This is a genomic window from Bradyrhizobium sp. BR2003 (genome assembly GCF_009720285.1).
GTDB lineage: Bacteria > Pseudomonadota > Alphaproteobacteria > Rhizobiales > Xanthobacteraceae > Bradyrhizobium > Bradyrhizobium elkanii.
Map to the genome: position 1 here is coordinate 15,420 of NZ_SMYJ01000026.1, position 16,843 is coordinate 32,262.

General features: G+C 63.6%; 21 protein-coding genes. 10 read left to right on the plus strand and 11 right to left on the minus strand.

Annotated elements, in window-relative coordinates:
- Positions 1 to 124: 124 nt before the first annotated feature.
- Together E2I15_RS19045 and E2I15_RS19050 are read left to right on the plus strand one after the other, a co-directional pair.
- Complete coding sequence (locus E2I15_RS19045) at positions 125 to 1,051, plus strand: quinoprotein relay system zinc metallohydrolase 2 (protein WP_137478645.1); 927 nt, start codon at positions 125 to 127, stop codon at positions 1,049 to 1,051.
- A 43-nt stretch (positions 1,052 to 1,094) separates the two neighbouring features.
- Entirely contained in the window at positions 1,095 to 1,919 is an 825-nt protein-coding gene (locus E2I15_RS19050) for a quinoprotein dehydrogenase-associated SoxYZ-like carrier (RefSeq protein WP_137478646.1), read from the plus strand.
- Between the two features lie 138 nt (positions 1,920 to 2,057).
- Here the strand turns inward: E2I15_RS19050 and E2I15_RS19055 are convergent, their stop codons facing one another.
- Complete coding sequence (locus E2I15_RS19055) at positions 2,058 to 2,399, minus strand: hypothetical protein (RefSeq protein ID WP_371852187.1); 342 nt, start codon at positions 2,397 to 2,399, stop codon at positions 2,058 to 2,060.
- Between the two features lie 149 nt (positions 2,400 to 2,548).
- Here E2I15_RS19055 and E2I15_RS19060 point away from each other — a divergent pair, with 149 nt between their 5' ends.
- From E2I15_RS19060 to E2I15_RS19075, 4 genes are read left to right on the plus strand one after another with little or no spacing between them, the layout of a single operon-like run.
- The gene (locus tag E2I15_RS19060; RefSeq protein WP_170991497.1) at positions 2,549 to 3,481 is read left to right on the plus strand and encodes an ABC transporter substrate-binding protein; all 933 of its coding nucleotides are present in this window, start codon (positions 2,549 to 2,551) and stop codon (positions 3,479 to 3,481) included.
- 2 nt (positions 3,482 to 3,483) lie between these two features.
- The gene (locus tag E2I15_RS19065; protein WP_028340091.1) at positions 3,484 to 4,221 is read left to right on the plus strand and encodes an ABC transporter permease; all 738 of its coding nucleotides are present in this window, start codon (positions 3,484 to 3,486) and stop codon (positions 4,219 to 4,221) included.
- A complete protein-coding gene (locus tag E2I15_RS19070; RefSeq protein ID WP_137478648.1) occupies positions 4,211 to 4,921 on the plus strand; it encodes an ABC transporter ATP-binding protein in 711 nt (236 codons plus the stop codon). Before E2I15_RS19065 ends, E2I15_RS19070 begins: the two co-directional genes overlap by 11 nt.
- A 40-nt stretch (positions 4,922 to 4,961) precedes the next feature.
- Positions 4,962 to 5,315, plus strand: a complete 354-nt coding sequence (locus E2I15_RS19075; RefSeq protein WP_137478649.1) for a hypothetical protein — start codon at positions 4,962 to 4,964, stop codon at positions 5,313 to 5,315.
- A gap of 5 nt (positions 5,316 to 5,320) precedes the next feature.
- Here E2I15_RS19075 and E2I15_RS19080 read toward each other — a convergent pair whose 3' ends face one another.
- From E2I15_RS19080 to lanM, 4 genes are all read right to left on the minus strand, one after another.
- On the minus strand, positions 5,321 to 5,557 hold the full coding sequence (locus E2I15_RS19080) for a hypothetical protein (RefSeq protein WP_137478650.1): 237 nt from the start codon (positions 5,555 to 5,557) through the stop codon (positions 5,321 to 5,323).
- A 116-nt stretch (positions 5,558 to 5,673) separates the two neighbouring features.
- A complete protein-coding gene (locus E2I15_RS19085; RefSeq protein WP_137478814.1) occupies positions 5,674 to 6,522 on the minus strand; it encodes a DUF6662 family protein in 849 nt (282 codons plus the stop codon).
- Positions 6,523 to 6,781: 259 nt separating this feature from the next.
- Entirely contained in the window at positions 6,782 to 6,862 is an 81-nt protein-coding gene (gene pqqA / locus E2I15_RS19090; RefSeq protein WP_009031067.1) for a pyrroloquinoline quinone precursor peptide PqqA, read from the minus strand.
- A 334-nt stretch (positions 6,863 to 7,196) separates the two neighbouring features.
- On the minus strand, positions 7,197 to 7,595 hold the full coding sequence (gene lanM, locus E2I15_RS19095) for a lanmodulin LanM (protein ID WP_137478651.1): 399 nt from the start codon (positions 7,593 to 7,595) through the stop codon (positions 7,197 to 7,199).
- Positions 7,596 to 7,787: 192 nt separating this feature from the next.
- On the opposite strand from lanM, the gene E2I15_RS19100 reads away from it, so the two are divergent.
- The 4 genes from E2I15_RS19100 (at position 7,788) to E2I15_RS19115 (ending at position 11,220) form a co-directional block, all read left to right on the plus strand.
- Positions 7,788 to 8,033: a hypothetical protein gene (locus E2I15_RS19100; protein ID WP_246668030.1), complete on the plus strand. Its 246-nt coding sequence runs from the start codon at positions 7,788 to 7,790 to the stop codon at positions 8,031 to 8,033.
- A gap of 223 nt (positions 8,034 to 8,256) precedes the next feature.
- Entirely contained in the window at positions 8,257 to 9,921 is a 1,665-nt protein-coding gene (locus E2I15_RS19105) for a methanol/ethanol family PQQ-dependent dehydrogenase (protein WP_137478652.1), read from the plus strand.
- Positions 9,922 to 9,985: 64 nt separating this feature from the next.
- Complete coding sequence (locus tag E2I15_RS19110) at positions 9,986 to 10,285, plus strand: c-type cytochrome (protein WP_246668053.1); 300 nt, start codon at positions 9,986 to 9,988, stop codon at positions 10,283 to 10,285.
- Entirely contained in the window at positions 10,282 to 11,220 is a 939-nt protein-coding gene (locus E2I15_RS19115; RefSeq protein ID WP_137478653.1) for a substrate-binding periplasmic protein, read from the plus strand. The genes E2I15_RS19110 and E2I15_RS19115 overlap by 4 nt, the downstream gene beginning before the upstream one ends.
- Before the next feature lie 12 nt (positions 11,221 to 11,232).
- Here E2I15_RS19115 and E2I15_RS19120 read toward each other — a convergent pair whose 3' ends face one another.
- From E2I15_RS19120 to E2I15_RS19145, 6 genes are read right to left on the minus strand one after another with little or no spacing between them, the layout of a single operon-like run.
- On the minus strand, positions 11,233 to 12,141 hold the full coding sequence (locus E2I15_RS19120) for a flagellin (RefSeq protein ID WP_137478654.1): 909 nt from the start codon (positions 12,139 to 12,141) through the stop codon (positions 11,233 to 11,235).
- Between the two features lie 16 nt (positions 12,142 to 12,157).
- The gene (gene flgK / locus E2I15_RS19125; protein ID WP_137478655.1) at positions 12,158 to 13,933 is read right to left on the minus strand and encodes a flagellar hook-associated protein FlgK; all 1,776 of its coding nucleotides are present in this window, start codon (positions 13,931 to 13,933) and stop codon (positions 12,158 to 12,160) included.
- Positions 13,934 to 13,960: 27 nt separating this feature from the next.
- Positions 13,961 to 14,416, minus strand: a complete 456-nt coding sequence (locus E2I15_RS19130) for a flagellar protein FlgN (RefSeq protein WP_137478656.1) — start codon at positions 14,414 to 14,416, stop codon at positions 13,961 to 13,963.
- A gap of 19 nt (positions 14,417 to 14,435) precedes the next feature.
- Positions 14,436 to 14,690, minus strand: coding sequence for a hypothetical protein (locus E2I15_RS19135; RefSeq protein WP_137478657.1), 255 nt, complete (start codon positions 14,688 to 14,690; stop codon positions 14,436 to 14,438).
- The gene (gene flgE / locus E2I15_RS19140; RefSeq protein ID WP_137478658.1) at positions 14,687 to 15,970 is read right to left on the minus strand and encodes a flagellar hook protein FlgE; all 1,284 of its coding nucleotides are present in this window, start codon (positions 15,968 to 15,970) and stop codon (positions 14,687 to 14,689) included. The genes E2I15_RS19135 and flgE overlap by 4 nt, the downstream gene beginning before the upstream one ends.
- A 19-nt stretch (positions 15,971 to 15,989) precedes the next feature.
- A complete protein-coding gene (locus E2I15_RS19145) occupies positions 15,990 to 16,649 on the minus strand; it encodes a flagellar hook assembly protein FlgD (RefSeq protein WP_137478659.1) in 660 nt (219 codons plus the stop codon).
- Positions 16,650 to 16,843: the final 194 nt, after the last annotated feature.

Consider the following 16,843-nt stretch of genomic DNA (forward strand, 5'->3'; position numbering starts at 1 on the left):
ATTGCCCGGCGCACCATGACGTGCAACAGGAATAATGATCGCGACCACGCCGCGTTGCTTGCTGCAGCGCAAACTGGAACGCGACGACATCGATCGCGCGTTCCCGAGTAACTGAGGCGGAAACATGGCTCATGGCGGTTCGGTGCTTGCGCTGCTCCTGATGCTTTGGGCGCCGACCATAGCGCGGGCGCAAGAGGTGGAATTGCCTGTAAGCGAAGTCGCTCCCGGAATATTCGTTCACACCGGGGTCACCGCGTTGATGACGCGCGAGAACGAAGGCGCCATCGCCAATGTGGGATTCGTGATCGGCGACAGCGCCGTCGCCGTCATCGACACCGGCGGCAGCGTCCGCGAAGGGCGACAGCTGCTCGCCGCGGTCCGCAGCCATACCGACAAGCCGATCCGCTACGTGATCAACACCCACGCGCATCCGGATCACAGCTTCGGCAATGCGGCTTTCGTCGGCGACGGGACCAGCTTCGTCGGCCACAAGTCCCTGCCACGCGCGCTGGCCGCGCGCGGACAATTCTACCTCGACGGGTTTCGCCGAACCATGGGCGATGAGTTGATCGACGAGGTGAAGATCATCCCCCCGACCGTGCTGGTCGCCGACACGCTGAAGCTCGACCTCGGCGGACGGGCCCTCACCCTGAAAGCGTGGCCGCCCGCCCATAGCGACAACGACCTCACGGTCCTCGACGATCAAACCAGGACCCTGTTCGCCGGCGATATGGTGTTTCTCATCCATATTCCCGTGGTCGACGGCAGCCTCAAGGGCTGGCTGCGTGCGCTCGACGCACTCGCGGCGATCTCCGCCGAGCGTGTGGTTCCTGGTCACGGTCCCGTGAGCGCGTGGCCGGCATCGCTTGCCGACGAGCGCCGTTATCTCGGGGTGCTGGCCGCGGACGTGCGCGCACTGGTCGCAAGCGGCAAGCCGATCACGGCCGCGGCGGAACACGCCGCAGCCGCCGAGCGGCCGCGCTGGCAATTGTTCGACGATTACAACGCCCGCAACGCTACTGCAGCATTCTCGGAAATTGAATGGGAATAGCTGTTCGTCCTATAGTGACGCCGCTGTATAGGATTTCGCGACCATGACCGGACATCGCGCCCGCCTGCTTTGCATCGCAAGCCTGCTCACGATCGCGCTGGGCACACCGGCTGCGCCCGCGGCGGAGGCCTATGATCCCTGGCCGGGTCTCGTCCAGGACATCTTCAGCAACCGTCCGATGAATGACGGAAATGATGTCATCGGCATCGAGATGCCGATACGCGCGGAAGACGCCGCGATCGTGCCGGTGACGCTCCGCACCAAGCTGCAGCCGAGCGACAGCCGCCGCGTCGTTGCGATCACGCTTGTGATCGACGAGAATCCGGCGCCGATGGCCGCGAAGTTCACGCTGGGGCCGGCTGCCAACGTCACCGAGATCTCGACCCGCGTCCGCGTCAACAACTACACCAATGTGCACGCCGTCGCGGAGCTCAGCGACGGAAAGCTCTATGTGAGCAAGGTCTATGTCAAAGCCTCCGGCGGCTGCTCGGCGCCGGCCGGCAAAAACGTCGAGGAAGCCAAGAACCGCCTCGGCCAGATGCGCTACCGGGAATTCACCAAGTCCGAACAGGGACCTGCGACCAGCACGCGGCAAGCCCAGATCATGATCGGGCATCCGAATAATTCAGGCCTGCAGATGGACCAGGTCACGCAGCTCTATATCCCGGCCTTCTTCGTCAACGAGCTGCACATCTGGCAGGACGACAGTCCGGTGCTGGCGATGGAGGGCGGAATCTCGATTTCGGAGGATCCCAATATCCGCTTCACCTACGTCTCGAATGGCGCCAAGCGCTTCCGTGCCGAAGCCAAGGACACCGAAGGGCACATCTTCGAGCACGAATGGAAGGTCGAGAATCCCGGCACCTGACGCGTTCGCGCGTTCACGATCGACGGCAGGGCATGATGAAGCAAGCCTTAATCGGTCGCGGCAAACTGGCTACACCACCCCAGCCCCGCAAGCGGGAGAGGGAACGCACCGCCTTTGCGATTGCCGTTCAAACTAGTCTCAGAAACACCTGACTTCGGCTTCGGCCTGGGCGCGCCTGAGGTCATTGAGCGCGTTCGCCGCCTGCTCGGACGAGCGGAACTGGCCGCCCAGATTGCCGCGCACCTGCGCCATGCTCAGCACGGTCTCGGCGGTGACGTAGCGATCATAGGGGATGATCGAGGCGACGACGTCGATCGAGCAGGAACATTGCTCGATTGACTGCCGGGATTCGCCATTGGCCTTCATGCAGCCGAACACATATTCCGCCCGCGCCGAGGTTGGATAGTCGTTGATCTCCTGGGCCCGCACGCTGACGGCCGTCCCGGCGAGCACCAGGATGGCGACAATCGGTCGTAGCATGCCAGCTCCTGCCATGGTCGTGCTTCCTCTTCTCTTTCCGCAAGCTATGCTATGGATGTTGATCAGAAAAGAAAACAATCGGGGAAGTGGCTCAAGAAGCGATGATCATCTCTGTACGCACGGTGTTGGCTGCGGCAGTTCTGGCGGTCATGCAGTTCGGCACCTCATGCTACGCGCAGACCATCCGCGTTGCAGCGCAGAAGACCGGAACGCTGGCTTGGGAACTGGCCGTCATTCGCTCCCATGGTCTCGACAAGAAGGCCAATCTGTCGATCGACGTCGTCGAGCTCGCCAGCCCCGAGGCCGGCAAGATCGCGCTGCGCGCCGGCACGGCCGACGTGATGGTATCGGACTGGCCCTGGGTGTCGCGCGAGCGGTCGCTCGGCGCCAAGCTGCAATTCTATCCCTATTCGAGCGCGCTGGGCGCCGTGATGGTCCCGGCCTCCTCGCCGGTCAAGACCCTCGCGGACCTCAAGGGGCGCAAGCTTGCCGTGGCCGGTGGCGCGATCGACAAGAACTGGCTGTTGCTGCAGGCCGCATCGAAGCAGGACGGCGTCGACCTGAAGTCGCAGGCGACCATCGTCTATGGCGCACCGCCGCTGCTGGCCGCCAAGACGCTCGGCGGCGAGATGGATGCGACGCTCAACTACTGGAATTTCTGCGCCGCGCTCGAAGCCAAGGGCTTTCGCCGGCTCGCCGGGATGGAAGAGATCCTGCAAAAGCTCGGCAGCAAGGGCCGCATCGCCATGATCGGCTACGTGTTCGACGAAGCCTGGGCCAACGCCAACAAGGATCTGGTGGCCCGCTTCATCGCCGTGACGCGCGCCGCGAAGGAGATTCTGGCGACCTCGGATGCCGAATGGGACGCGATCGCGTCGCTGACCGGTGCGCAGGATGCCGCAACCCTGCATGCCTATCGTGAGCGCTACCGCGAAGGCATCCCGCGCCGTCCGATCGCCGAAGAGGAGGCGGATGCGCGCGTGCTCTACCGCGTGCTGGCGCAGCTCGGCGGCCGCGACCTGGTCGGCACGGCAACCGAGCTCGATCCCGGCACCTTCTACCAAGCGATCCCGGGAGACTAGCGGTGCTGCGTCTCCTCTCATTCGCGCTGTTCATCGCGACCTGGTGGATTGCCTCGCTGCTGATCGGCGATGCGAAGCTGCCGGCGCCGCCTGCAGTGCTGTCGGTGCTCGTCGCCGAGGCCCGATCGGGCGCGCTGTTCGTCAATCTCGGCGCGACGTTGGCGCGCGTCGCGCTGGCCTTCACCCTTGCGATGGCGCTCGGCTCGGCGATCGGCTATTTGATGGGCCGTGTCTCGCTCGCCAATCGCCTTGGCGATCCCTGGCTGATCCTGCTGCTCAACCTGCCGGCGCTCGTCGTCATCGTGCTCGCTTACATCTGGGCCGGGCTGACCGAGGTCGCGGCAATCGCAGCCATCGCCATCAACAAGCTGCCGACCGCCGTCGTCACCCTGCGCGAGGGCGCCCGCGCGCTCGACCCTGCGCTCGACGAAATGGCGACGGCGTTTTCTTTTCCGCGCGGCCGCGCCTTCCGTCATGTGATCCTGCCGCAACTTGCGCCCTACATCGCGGCCGCTGCGCGCTCCGGGCTCTCGCTGGTCTGGAAGATCGTCTTGGTCGCCGAATATCTCGGACGGCCGAACGGTGTCGGCTTCGAGATCGGCGTCGCCTTCCAGCTGTTCGACATCCCCTTGCTGCTCGCCTATTCGCTGAGCTTTGCGGGTGTCGTGCTCGTCATCGAAACCCTGCTGGTGCAGCCGTTTGAAACCAGGCTAACGCGGTGGCGGCTCCGTGCAGCTTGAGGTCAATATCACGGGCAAGAGTTTTGAGAGCGCGGCCGGGAAGCGGCACGAGGTGCTCGACAACGTCACCTTCACCTTGAACGCCGGCGAGGTCGGCGTGCTGTTCGGCCCGTCAGGCTGCGGCAAGAGCACCCTGCTCCGGATCCTCGCCGGGCTCGACGCCAACTACCAGGGCCATGTCACGCGATCGCCGGGCATGCGTCTTGGCATGGTCTTCCAGGAGCCGCGGCTGCTGCCTTGGCGCACGGTCGAGGAGAATGTGCGGCTGGCCGCGCCGCATGTCGGCGACAGCACGCTCTCTGCGCTGTTCGAGGTGCTCGAACTGGGCGCGCACCGCAACCATTTTCCGGCGGAGCTGTCGCTCGGCCTCGCCCGCCGGGTCGCGCTGGCCCGCGCCTTCGCCATCGAGCCCGATTTCCTGATCCTCGATGAGCCGCTGGCCTCGCTCGACAATGCACTCGCGGGGCGGCTGCGCGACCAGGTCGCGACGCTGGTGGCCAGCCGGAAAATGATGACCTTGCTCGTCACCCACGATCTCGACGACGCCGTTCGCCTCGGCGATCGCCTGTTCTTCCTGTCGTCGCGGCCTGCCCGAATCCTTCACGTCGAGACCATTGCCGCACCGCGCACGACGCGCGGCGAGCCCGAGATCGACGAAATCAAGCGGCAACTCTCACAGTTGGACCTTGCAAATATGTGAGACGCCGTCATCCTTGAACGAAGCATAAGGGAGAGGCTGGATGTCGCGCGCGTTGATCGCTGTTGGTGTTGCGTTGCTTGTGCTGCCGGCGACAGTGCTCGCCCAAAGCAAGGGCAAAGGCATTCGGCTGTGGAATCTGACCAGCGCCACGATTTCGAGCTTTGAGTTGTCGCCGGCAGGCAAGAACGAGTGGGGTCCCAACCAGACGCTCAACGACAAGGACAAGGAAGTCGACCACGACGAGCGCCTTCGGATCACCGGCGTCGAACCCGGCCGTTACGATGCCAAGGTCGGCTACAGCGGCGCCAGGCAGTGCTTCATCCGCGACATCGAGATCAAGGCCGACGCCGTGTTTTCGGTCTCCGACAAGGATCTGAAGGACTGCAACAAATAGGAAGGCTAACCCGCCGGCGGCTCGCTGCCCGCGCCGGCCCGATCGTTGCTGTGCGGATATTCACAACGCCAGCGCACCGCTGTCCATTTCGGATGTTCGCCGACCCATTGCGCGATGTACGGCGGCGCAGCCATGGCGCATTGCTGCAGCGAACCGCTCCAGTTGAACACCAGATGCTGCTCCTCGCAGGTGGCGGGCGACAGCACGGCACATACAGTGACGATCAGATCAATCGGGTTCATGCGCGATCCCCAAGCGTGCTCATGCAATAGATAACACGGCGAAATACGTAATCGGCCAAGCCGGGTTTCACAGCCCCGTGAAAGGTTGCGGAACCCGGCGCCAGAGGCGTCACGCGCTAGAAGTTCAAACCGTACACCAGCCGCGCCTGATGGCGCTCGAAATTGACCAGATCGAGGGCAGCGTTGCTCCCGGCCCGGTGCCCCCAGGCCTGGACGCTCCAGGTCGCGGTCAGGCGTGAACGTTCGGAGAGCTGGAAATAGACGGTGGGCCCGATGAACAGCGCCTGCCCTGACAGTTCATCCAGGCCGATTCCCTCATACTTCCTGAAATAGCGCGCTTCGCCGCCGATCAGGATATCCGGCTTAACCCTGGCCATCAGGCCGAATGCGGCACCGATGGTTGCGTCCTGATCCGCGGCGCCGGTGCGCGGCGTGCGCGTCCATTCCGGCTCATAGCTCAGGTTAAGGGCCGCGATGACAAAATTCGGGATCACCTCGCGGTCGAACGCGACCGTGAGTTCGGTGCCATAACTACGGACGGCCGCGGCCGTCGTCTCGTCGACGCGATCGGCACGCGTCTCCAGCGCGACCGTCATGCCAAAGGGCGCCGCCTCGCGGTTCAGAAATCGATAGCGGAAATCGACCGAGACACTCTGCCACGACAGCTGGCGCCGATCGTCAAGACCCGGAACGCGGCTGATATCGTATGCGCTGAATGACGTTCCGAGCTCGACACGAAAATTCGGCGCGGGCACGAGTTCGAGCTCCATTTCCTGATTGAGCGTGCGATACCGGCCGCCGTCCTTGGCGAAGCGCCCGGTGGTCTGGCTCTGGAATTCACGCTCGCCGACATTGCCCACGTCGGAGCCGATCATGAAGCCGAAAATGTGCTCGGTATCAAAGTCCTCGGCATAGGCGCGAGGCGGCAACACCGCCGCGATGCCGGCAATCGACGCGCACAGCATCCCTATCCAGCGCCCGGTCTTGATCTTTGGATTCATCGTCCCCGCACCACCGTCTAGCCACACTGTAGGACAAAGCAGCAAGGCCCGCCAATCGCGCAGGTGGTGTCGGTCTCAAGGTCTTGTGGGAAGGATATGAGCGAAGCTGTCCGAGCGGCCGCATCAGGCCCGCGAAAGATGCTTTCCACAAAAGACGCCTGCCCGGCTCAATGCAGCGCGCTGCACGAACCGGGCAGGCTGTCTCGCGTTACTTGTCCTAAGACTACTTGCGCGCTGCGCAGGCGTACATGTTGATTTCCATGCCCACCGGCACTTCGACGATCTTCGGTGTTTTCCAGGCCATTTCCTTCTCCCAAGTCATAAGTTGGCGCAAGCCTCGCTCCGCGCGGCAAACTAGGGCTGCCTTTTCCAGGGCGCAAGCCGGCCGGGTAAGGACCCGACTTCGCTGCTGGACATGCCGAAGCGGACGACGGCTCGCTGACATCTGCCCGGCATTGGGAACTCCGACACTGATCTGTCGGGCATTTTCCGGCTGCCGGGCGGCGACGCGCGGGTAAGGAGACCCGATTCATCCAGCCGCGTCTTGCCCAAGAGCGAAATCGCAGCTTTTTTTGTTATGCGCGGAATCCTGCGTCAATAAACGGCAATCCACCCGGCAAAGTTCGCTGGCTGGCAACCTATTTGAGCAGGCGCAGCAGGGCCCGGCCGGCACGCGACTTCAACTCTTTCGCGTCCAGCGTTCCGTCATTGTCGGGATCGGCGGCCTTGAAGCGCTGCTCGACGACCGCAAGGTATTCGTCGAGCGTCAGGGTGCCGTCGTGATCCGGATCGGCGGCGGCCAGTTCTTTCGCGGTCAGCCGTCCGCGCAATTCGCGCGCGTCGAGCGTGCCGTCATGGTCGGGATCGAGCTTCGCGAACAGGTTCGCGGCAGCCTTCTTGGCTTCGGCAAGGTCGACCGTGCCGTCATTGTCGGGGTCGAGCATCCTGAGCGCGCTGCGACCGCCCGATGCGGCCAACGCAGGACCTGACAGGACAACCAAAGCCAAACTCAGCGCAAGCGATCGGCGCGAAATCATCGTTCGTCTCCCGTAAGTGCCGCTCCGGCGAAGACACGGAGCGCGCTGCGATCGGACCCTACCATAGCAGCTTCAGCGGTGCTTCCCACGGTTCGTGTACGCGGCGAAATCCTGTCGGGATTCGGGTGGAAAGCGGTTGCCTCCCGGGTCATCTGTGGCGCTCTCGATGCACCACAACGAGTGAGGTGACCCATGACCAGCATTTGCAAGAGCGCATTGGGCTGCCTCGTTGCACTCGGTCTGATCGCGCCTGTATCCGCGCAGACCCGGCACCCTGCCCCATCGGCGGCGGCGGTCCAGCAGCGCGTGCTCACCGGCAAGGAGCGGCTCGGCCGCAAATGGACCGACGAGCAGCGTATCGATAATTGCAATGTGCCGCCGGACAAGCGGGGCGCGAAACCGCGGCCGAGTGTCTGTCCCCCTACGCCGTCCAGCTGACCGTTCGCGCTGCGGCATAACGCGGGCTGCGCTGGTGTAGCGTATTCCACGCGACGGCAAGGCACGGACGCGTTTGCCAAAAACCTGACGCTATCGACCGGCCTCGCGCGGTTAGCGGGCGCTCGTTCACGTTTTCGTATTGACCCGTTTTGGTTTCAGGCGGATGGTTCCGTCCGCAACGTCAGGAATAGGCGTGCAGAAAAAAGTTCATTGGGAGGATATGATGAGACGCATTGCGCTGGCCGCGAGCCTCGTGATTCTTGCATCCTATGGGGCAAGCGCCCAGACCAACGAGCAGTTGGTCAAGGGTGCGACTGATACATCGAACGTTCTCAATTACGGAATGGGCTACAATCTTCAGCGCTTCTCGACGCTGAACCAGATCAACAAGGACACCGTCAAGAATCTGGTGCCGGTCTGGAATTACAGTTTGAACGACGACCGCAGCGAGGAATCGCAGCCGCTCGTCTACCAGGGCGTCATTTACGTCACCACGCACAACGCCACGATCGCGATCGACGCCAAGACCGGCAAGCAGATCTGGAAGACCAAGGTCGAGTATCCCGCCGAGACGCCGCGTATCGTTTGCTGCGGCATCATCAATCGCGGTGCTGCTCTCTATGACGGCAAGGTGTTCCGCACCACGCTCGACGCCAATGTGATCGCGCTCGATGCCAAGACCGGCAAGGAGCTGTGGCGCCAGAAGGCTGCGGACATCAAGGAAGGCTACTCGATGACGGTGGCTCCGCTGGTCGCCGACGGCGTCGTGATCACCGGCATCTCGGGCGCCGAATTCGGTACTCGCGGCTTCATCGACGGCTGGGATCCGGCAACCGGCAAAAAGCTCTGGCGTACCTACTCGATCCCGACCCCGGATGAACCCGGTGGCGACACCTGGAAGGGCGACACCTGGAAGCTCGGCGGCGGCTCGACCTGGATCACCGGCTCCTACGATCCCGAACTGAACACGGTGTATTGGGGCATCGGCAATCCCGGACCGTTCAATTCGGCGGTGCGCCCCGGCGACAACCTCTACACCTGCTCGGTGCTGGCGCTCGATCCGAAGACCGGCAAGATCAAGTGGCACTACCAGTTCTCGCCGAACAATCCGTTCGACTACGACTCGGTGGCCGAGATGGTGCTCGCCGACATGAACGTCGAGGGCAAGCCGACCAAGGTGCTGATGGACGCCAACCGCAACGGCTTCTTCTACGTGCTCGATCGCACCAATGGAAAGCTGCTCGCGGCCAATCCTTATGTGAATGTCAACTGGGCCACCGGCATCGACATGAAGACCGGACGGCCGATCGAGACCGACATCACCAAGGATGCGCGTGAAGGCAAGAAGGTCACGGTCTACCCGTCGATCCTCGGCGGCAAGAACTGGGAGCCGATGTCGTTCAATCCGCAGACCGGCCTCGCCTACGCCAACACGCTCGCCTTCGGCGGCAAGTACAAGGCCGAGCCGGTGACGTTCAAGCAGGGCGAATGGTATCTCGGCATGGATCTCACCGATCCCTGGGAATGGGGCACCGGACCGCGCGGCCACCTGAAGGCGATCGATCCGATGACCGGCAAGGCGAAGTGGGAAGCGCCGAGCGACATTCCGCGCTTCTCCGGCGTGCTCTCCACCGGCGGCGGCGTGGTGTTCTCCGGTCAGTTGACCGGCGAATTCGAGGCATTCGATGCCGATACCGGCAAGAAGCTCTGGCAGTTCCAGACCGGCTCGGGCATCGAAGGACAACCCGTCACCTGGCAGCAGGACGGCGTGCAGTATGTCGCTGTCACCTCGGGCTATGGCGGCGTCTATTCGCTGTTCTCGGGCGACGAACGGCTTGCCAAGGTCCCGCCCGGCGGCTCGCTGTGGGTTTTCGCGGTCAAGAACTGAGCGCGGAGCACACGTGACTGAACGAGTAACCCTGTTGACGGCGGCGATTTTCGCCGCCGTCGCGATGGCCTTGATCACGCTGATCCCGGCCGCCGCACAGCAAACCACCGCAATCGACCTTCAGGGTCAGGCCGACCAAGGCAAGGTCACCTACGCCAAGAACTGCTCGCATTGCCATGGGCCCAACATGGTCAACTCCGGCACCATCACGCCGGACCTGCGCGTGTTTCCCGACGACAAGACGCGCTTCGTGACCACCGTGAAGCAAGGCAAGAACGGCAAGATGCCGCCCTGGGTCGACATCCTGAACGAGCAGGAGATCGCCGACGTCTGGGCCTTCGTGTCGAGCCGGAGGACCCCATGAGGGCCCTGCTTGCGGGCGCCGCGACGGCTCTGCTCCTTGCCATGTCGGCGGCAGCGCACGCTGCCGACGACCCGCTCAAGGTATGCCTCGACGAGGATCTGCCGCCGCTGTCGGCGCATCATCGCGGCAAACCGGATGCCGGCTTCGACGTGGCGCTCGCGCAGGCCATTGCCGAGCGGCTTGGACGGCCGCTCAGGATCCAGTGGTTCGAGAGCAAGCTCGACGAAGATTCGAGCCCTGCGCTCGAGGCGAACGCGCTGCTGTCGGACGGGCGCTGCTCGCTGGTCGGCGGCTACGCCCTCACCATGGACTCGCTGAAGGCGCCCGGCGTCACGACGGCCAAGCTGCCGGACTTCGACGGCGCCACCCGCGAGGATCGCCGCCGGCGGATTCCGATCGGGGTGCTGGCGCCAAGCCAGCCCTACATCTATTCGCCGATGACCGTCGTCCTTGGTCCCAAGGCCAAGGACAAGATTAAGGAGCGCAGGATCGCCGATATCGGCGATCTCGCCGGCCTTCGCCTGACGATCGAAAGCGGCACGCTGGGCGACGCCATCCTGATGACCTTCGACAAGGGCAAGCTGATCGACGACATCACGCACCTCGTTCCGGGGCGCAGCGACCTGTTGGGCGACCTGGAACGCGGCGAATTCGACGCCACGCTGCTCGACCTGCGCCGCTTCGACGCCTACCGCGCTGAACATCCCGACACCAGGATCACGGCCTCGGGCTACTATTATCCGATCGGCGCCAACCGCGGCTACGTTGCGCTCGAAACCGACAAGGCGCTGCTGGAATCCGTCAACAAGGTCCTCGCCGATCTGCAGGCCAAGGGCACCATCGCGGAGCTCGGCAAGGCCGCCGGCCTCACCTGGCTTCCGCCGCGCGAGCCAATCATCCTCGGCGATGTCTGGCTGAAGATCCTGAACCGGTGATACTGGCGATAGCTATCGCAAATAGCTCGCCAGATTCATGCTCTGGATCTTGGAGATCGCCGAATAGGACGCCGTCAGCTGCGCCTGATAGGTCGAAAGCTGCGCCGTCACGGCCGCGACGTCGACGCTGGTGAGGTCGGTCGACAGCGTTTTCGCAAAATTCTGATAGTCGCTCTGGTTCGTGCTGGCGGTCTCGATCTGCGACGCCGCGGTTGACAGCTTTGCCTGCACGGTGAAGGTGGCATCCAGCGCATCGCTGGCGAGGTCGAGGGCCTGCGAGACATCGCTCGACGACAAATTCGAGCTGTTGCCGACGAATTTCAAGAGCCGCATCACCTGCTCGAACGCCGGGTTGTCGGCGGTGATGCCGTAGGAGATCGACTGGCTGTCCGACACGCGCACGGACGCGATCTCGCTGTCGCCCTTGTAGTAGCTGGTGTCTGATGTCGTCAGCGATCCGGTGCCCGTCCCAAAGCTCGACAGGTCCGCCGGCGCGGTATCGGTGCGGGCGCCGCTGAAGACGTATTCGCCGTCATACTGGGTGTTGAGCAGCCCCTGCATCTGCGCCATGGCCTGCTGCGCATAGTTGATCACCGATGCCGTCGCCGTGCTGCTGCCGGTGGTGGCCGCGCTGAGCTGGGTCCTCAGCTGCGTGATGATGTCGGTCACCGAGCCGACCGCCGAATACATCACCTGCACCTTGTTGTCGGCAAGTTGACTGGCGTCGATATAGGACTGCGCACGCGTCACCGAGACCTGCAAATTGATGACGCGCCCGGCGCCGGAACCGTAGCCGCCGAAATCCTCGGACTGCAGCCCGGAGGACTCCTGCACCTGCTCGTTGGCCATCACCGCCTGCACCCGCAGCGCGCTCGATATCATCTGGTCCGACTGTGCAAAGGTGGCAACACGCATCATCATGACGATAGCCTCTGGCTCAGCTGGCGCTCATCGCGGTCATCAGCGCCGAAAACATGGCGTTGATGGCGGTAATGATCTGGGACGCGGCAGCGTATTTGTTCTGCAACGCACTCAGATTTGCGCTCTCCTGGTCAATGTTGACGCCGGACTGCGACGACAGCGAATTCGCATAGGTCGACTGCGCCGTCTGCTTGGCGGCATAGGCCGCCGACGCCTGGGTCGCCTTGCCGGCGACGTTGGCGACGATGGCGGCCGCGTAGTCCGTGAAAGAGCCGGTGGTCGCGCCGAGACCGCCGGCCATGCCGAAATCGGTCGACCCGGTCAGCGCGCTCGAGAGCGCGTTCACCACCGTCGCCGAGCCCGGCGACAGCACCGAGTTTCCGGCCGTCAGCGTCGACGACGCATCGAGCGTCGCCGTCGGCAGCGCCGCCGTGCCGTTCAGAATGTCGCTGCGAACGGCGATGTCGGACGCGCCGGTTCCGGTGATCAGGTCGTTGAACCCGAAGTAATCCGAAAAGCCCTCACCCGAACTGCCGACCGAGCTCGTCATCTCGTTGATCGCAACGCCGTTGCCGGATGTGGTCGCCGAGATCGACAAATGTCCGTTGGCATCGACCGAAGCTGACAGCCCCGAGATACCATTGATCGCAGTGGCGAGATCACCGACCGTGGCGTAGGATGACAGATTGAGGTCTTGGTACGACACCAGGTTGCCGCTCTTGTCGGTAACCGCGATGCGCACCGTGCCGGTCGCCGAGAACGGCGTCGTACTGCTCACGGTACCGGTTCCGGTCAGGCTCGCCGGCGGCGGTACCGACGTGCCTTGGTTCGATACCGCGTTGACGGTCGCGGTTAGCTGCCGGGCAAGCTCGTCGAGCTGCGACTGCGCGGCCGGCAACGTCTGGTCGCGCAGCGTGATCAACGCGCTGACCTTGCCCGAGGAGATCTGCGAGGTGATGTCGACCCCGTTGACGGTGATACCGCTGAACCCGCTTGACGATCCCGCGCTATACGTCGTGGTCGCCGTGACGCTGGGCAGCGCCGTATAGCTCAGCGGATGCGCCGTGCTATCGACCAGCGCCTGCCCCGATCCGGTATAGACCTGCAGATCGCCGGTCGATGTGGTGAAGTAACTCACATTCATCATCGACGCGAGATCCTGCAGCGCGCTGTTGCGCTGGTCCTCCAGATCGGCCGTCGACTGCCCGGCTGCCGCCTGCTGCTTGATCTGCTTGTTGAGGTCGGAGATCTGCTGCAGGTCGGAATTGATGTCGGTAACCGACGACGCGATGTCCTGGTCCGCATTGGAGCGCAGCGTCTGGATGCCGCTCGAGGTCTGCTGCAGCTGCGTCGTCACCGCCGCAAGCGCGCTGACGGCGTTCGATTGCAGCGACGCACTGCTCGGCGTGCTCGCCAGCGACGACAACGCCGACTCGAACGCGGCGATCGTGTTGGCCAGCGAGGTGCCCGTCGTCGAGCTATCCGAGCTCGACGTGCTGCCATAAAGCTGCTGGAGCTCGGTCAGAAAGCTGTTGGTGGTGTCGGCGGCACCGAGATCGGAATCGGCCCCGACCAGCGACTTCAGGAGCAGCTTGTCGACCGCGCTGCTGATGCCCGTGATCGTGACGCCGGTACCGACACCGGAAGTGACGCTGCTGCTCTGGTTGGCGGTCTTCTCGGTATAGCCCTTGGTGTCGGCATTGGAAATATTGGCCGAGGCTACGCTGATCTGCACCTGCGTCGCTGACAGCCCGCCGAATGCAATGCTTCGTGCTATATCGAGCGACGACACGGCCTACTCCTTGCGGCGGCGGCCCGATCAGGCCCGCACATTGGTGCCATAGGACATCGCCGGCGTGACGCGACGGCCGCCGGCGCCATAGGGCGATACGTTGGCGATCTGCTGGCGGATCGCCTGCATGATCGCCTCGATCCTGCGGTTGCTGGCATCGATCGCCGCGCGCAGCCGCATCACGTTCTCGTCCATCGCCATGCGCAGCTTCAGGATCCGGTCCATCAGCTGCTCGCGCAGCACGCGGTCCTGGACGTTGAGATTTGCCGTCTTGCCGACCGCCTCCGCCACACATTGCTCGAACAGGGTGGCAAGGCGGTGCTTCTCGTCGACCTGCTTCAACCGCGAGGCCGGCAAGCCCTTGGCGAGCTCGACATTCTCCTCGTTCACGATCGCGATCAGGTTGTCGATCAGCGCGATCAACGACCTTGCGCGCTCGTCATTGCCCGCGGGATTGATCTTGATGTTGCGTTCCGGTGTCATGCCATCGCTCCCGTTCAAGCTAGTGTCCGCGACGCAGGGCGCGAACCGATTGTGCGCTGCGCCCATACGCGGTGATTGCCGCTACCCGGACCGCGGCCCGGTTGAGTTCCTGGTCGAGCCGCGTGCATTCGCGCATCAGCTGGTCCCGCAAGGTTCCGACATCGTCGAGCAACGCGCGGAGCTGCGCCCGGTCGTACGGCCGGACCGAGGCGGCCGTCGTCTGCAGCCGCTGAAGCCTGACCAGCAAGCGGTCGTTCCGCTTCTCGGTCATCATCGCGACACCGCCGAGATCAGCGTATCGAACATCTTGTCGACGGTGGTGATCACCTGCGACGCCGCCGAGTAGGCCTGCTGCGCCGAGATCATGTTGGAGAACTGGCCGCTGGTGTCGGTGGTGCTCGACTCCAGTTCGCTGCCGTAGATCGTGCCGGCGCCGTTGGTGCCCGAGGTCTGCAGCGTGGCGTTGCCGGAAGCGGCCGTCGCGGAGTACATCCCGTCGCTGGCCGCGCTCAATCCGTTGGGATCGCTGAAGGTCGCGACCGCAATCTTGTAAATCGCAATGGTCTGCCCGTTGGAGTAGGTGGCGTCGACCACGCCGCCTTTTCCGATCGAAATGCTGCTCAGCTTGCCATAGGGCAGACCGTCCGATGTGATGCTCGTGAGATCGACCGCCGGCGTGGTCTCGCCCGACGAATATTGCGTCAGGCCGTCGGTCTTGCCGACCGTACCGAGATTGAGCGTGATGGCGCTGGTGCCAGAGCTGTCGGCCGCACCATCCTTCCAACCCGTCACCGAGATTGTTGGCGGGCTCGGGCTTGTCGAGGCGAGCGAGCCGTCGCTGTTGAAGGTGATATCCACCGTGTCGGCGATCGCGTTGGCGCTGTCGGTCGTGGAGTCCGACGCTAGCTTTGGCGTCTCGAAACTGGCCTGCCAGGAGTTGTCGGCGGTCTTTTTCCAATCGATCTGGATCGTGCTCGCCGTACCCAGCGAATCGCAGACCGTCATCGAGCTATTGAAGGTCGCACCGACCGCGGCATCGGCCGGCAGGTTCGCCGCGACCGTGGTCTTGGTGGTGGCGCTGCCGCTGGTGGACGCCACCTGCGTATTGATCGGTCCGAGGCTCGCGGCAGAGGCATTGCCGATGATGTTGCCGTTAGCGTCGGTGCGCCAGCCCTCGAGGTAGTTGCCGTTGTTGACGAGGTAGCCCAGATTGTCGGTGGTGAACGCGCCGTTGCGCGTATAGGAGGTGGTGCCGCCGGACGTCGCGTTGGTGGTGACGAAAAAGCCGCTGCCCTGGATCGCGACGTCGGTAGCGTTGGTGGTCGCGGACAGCAATCCCTGCTGGGTGATGTTGGCGCGGCCGGACACCGTGACGCCGCCGGACGTGTACGAGGTGGCGCTGTTCGACGCAGTCACCAGATCCTGGAACATCGCCGAAGTGGTCTTGTAGCCCGTGGTGTCGGCGTTGGAAATGTTGTCGGAAATCATTGCCAGCGACTGGCTCTGCGCATTGAGCGCCGAGATCGCCGAGGAAAGAGCACCAGTGAGACTCATGATATTACTCCGGTAGCAATCAAGACGTGACGCCGATGATATTGGCGGCGCTGACGGGAACGCCGTTCACGAGCAGCGAGGGCGTCGAGCCGGATGCATCGATGCCGGTCACTGTTCCCGTCATCGTGGTGTAGCTGAGCAGCGAGTTTCCGGCGGAGTCGGTCGCGGTCACCTGAATCGTGTACTGGCCGCCGTCCTTGAGCTGGGTGCCGTCGGAGGTCTGACCGTTCCAGGTGAAGGTGTTGGAGCCGGCGGTTCCGGTCCCCTTGCCGCTCCACACCGTGTTGCCCGAGGAGTCCTGGATCGTGATCGCGACGTTGGACGCGGCCGAGGTGAGCGAGTAGCCGAAGGTAGCCGAGCCGTTGGTCAGCTCCGCCGTGTTCGTCTTGGCCTCGACGGTGTGGCCGATATAGTTGACCGAGTTGAGCGTCACGAGGCTCGAGAACGAGTTCGCCAGCGACGTCATGCTGGCGTTGGTCGACTGCTGCTCGGTGAAGTTGGCGTAGGAGGTGAGCTGGTTGATGAAGTCGGTTGTGCTGGTGGCGTTCAGCGGATCCTGGTTTTGCAGCTCGCTGACGAGAAGGTTGAGGAAATCGGTCGAGCTCATCCCCATCGATGCGCTCGACGACGAGCTCGACGTGGTGGAGGTTGCAGCAGAGGTTGCCGAGGAAACGGTCATGACAAGGCTCTCTTCGCCGCGGAATGCGCGACGGAACGCGGTGGAACATTGGGGTCGTGATGTCGTTCGCAGATAAAACGGATGACGCGCCGATTTCAGGCGCGGATTCATCCACCCGGAATCACTTGATGAAGCGGCAGAATTTGCCGTGTCCGTTGCGGGTTCGTGGCTCGCAGGTGCGCGCAAGCATCCCG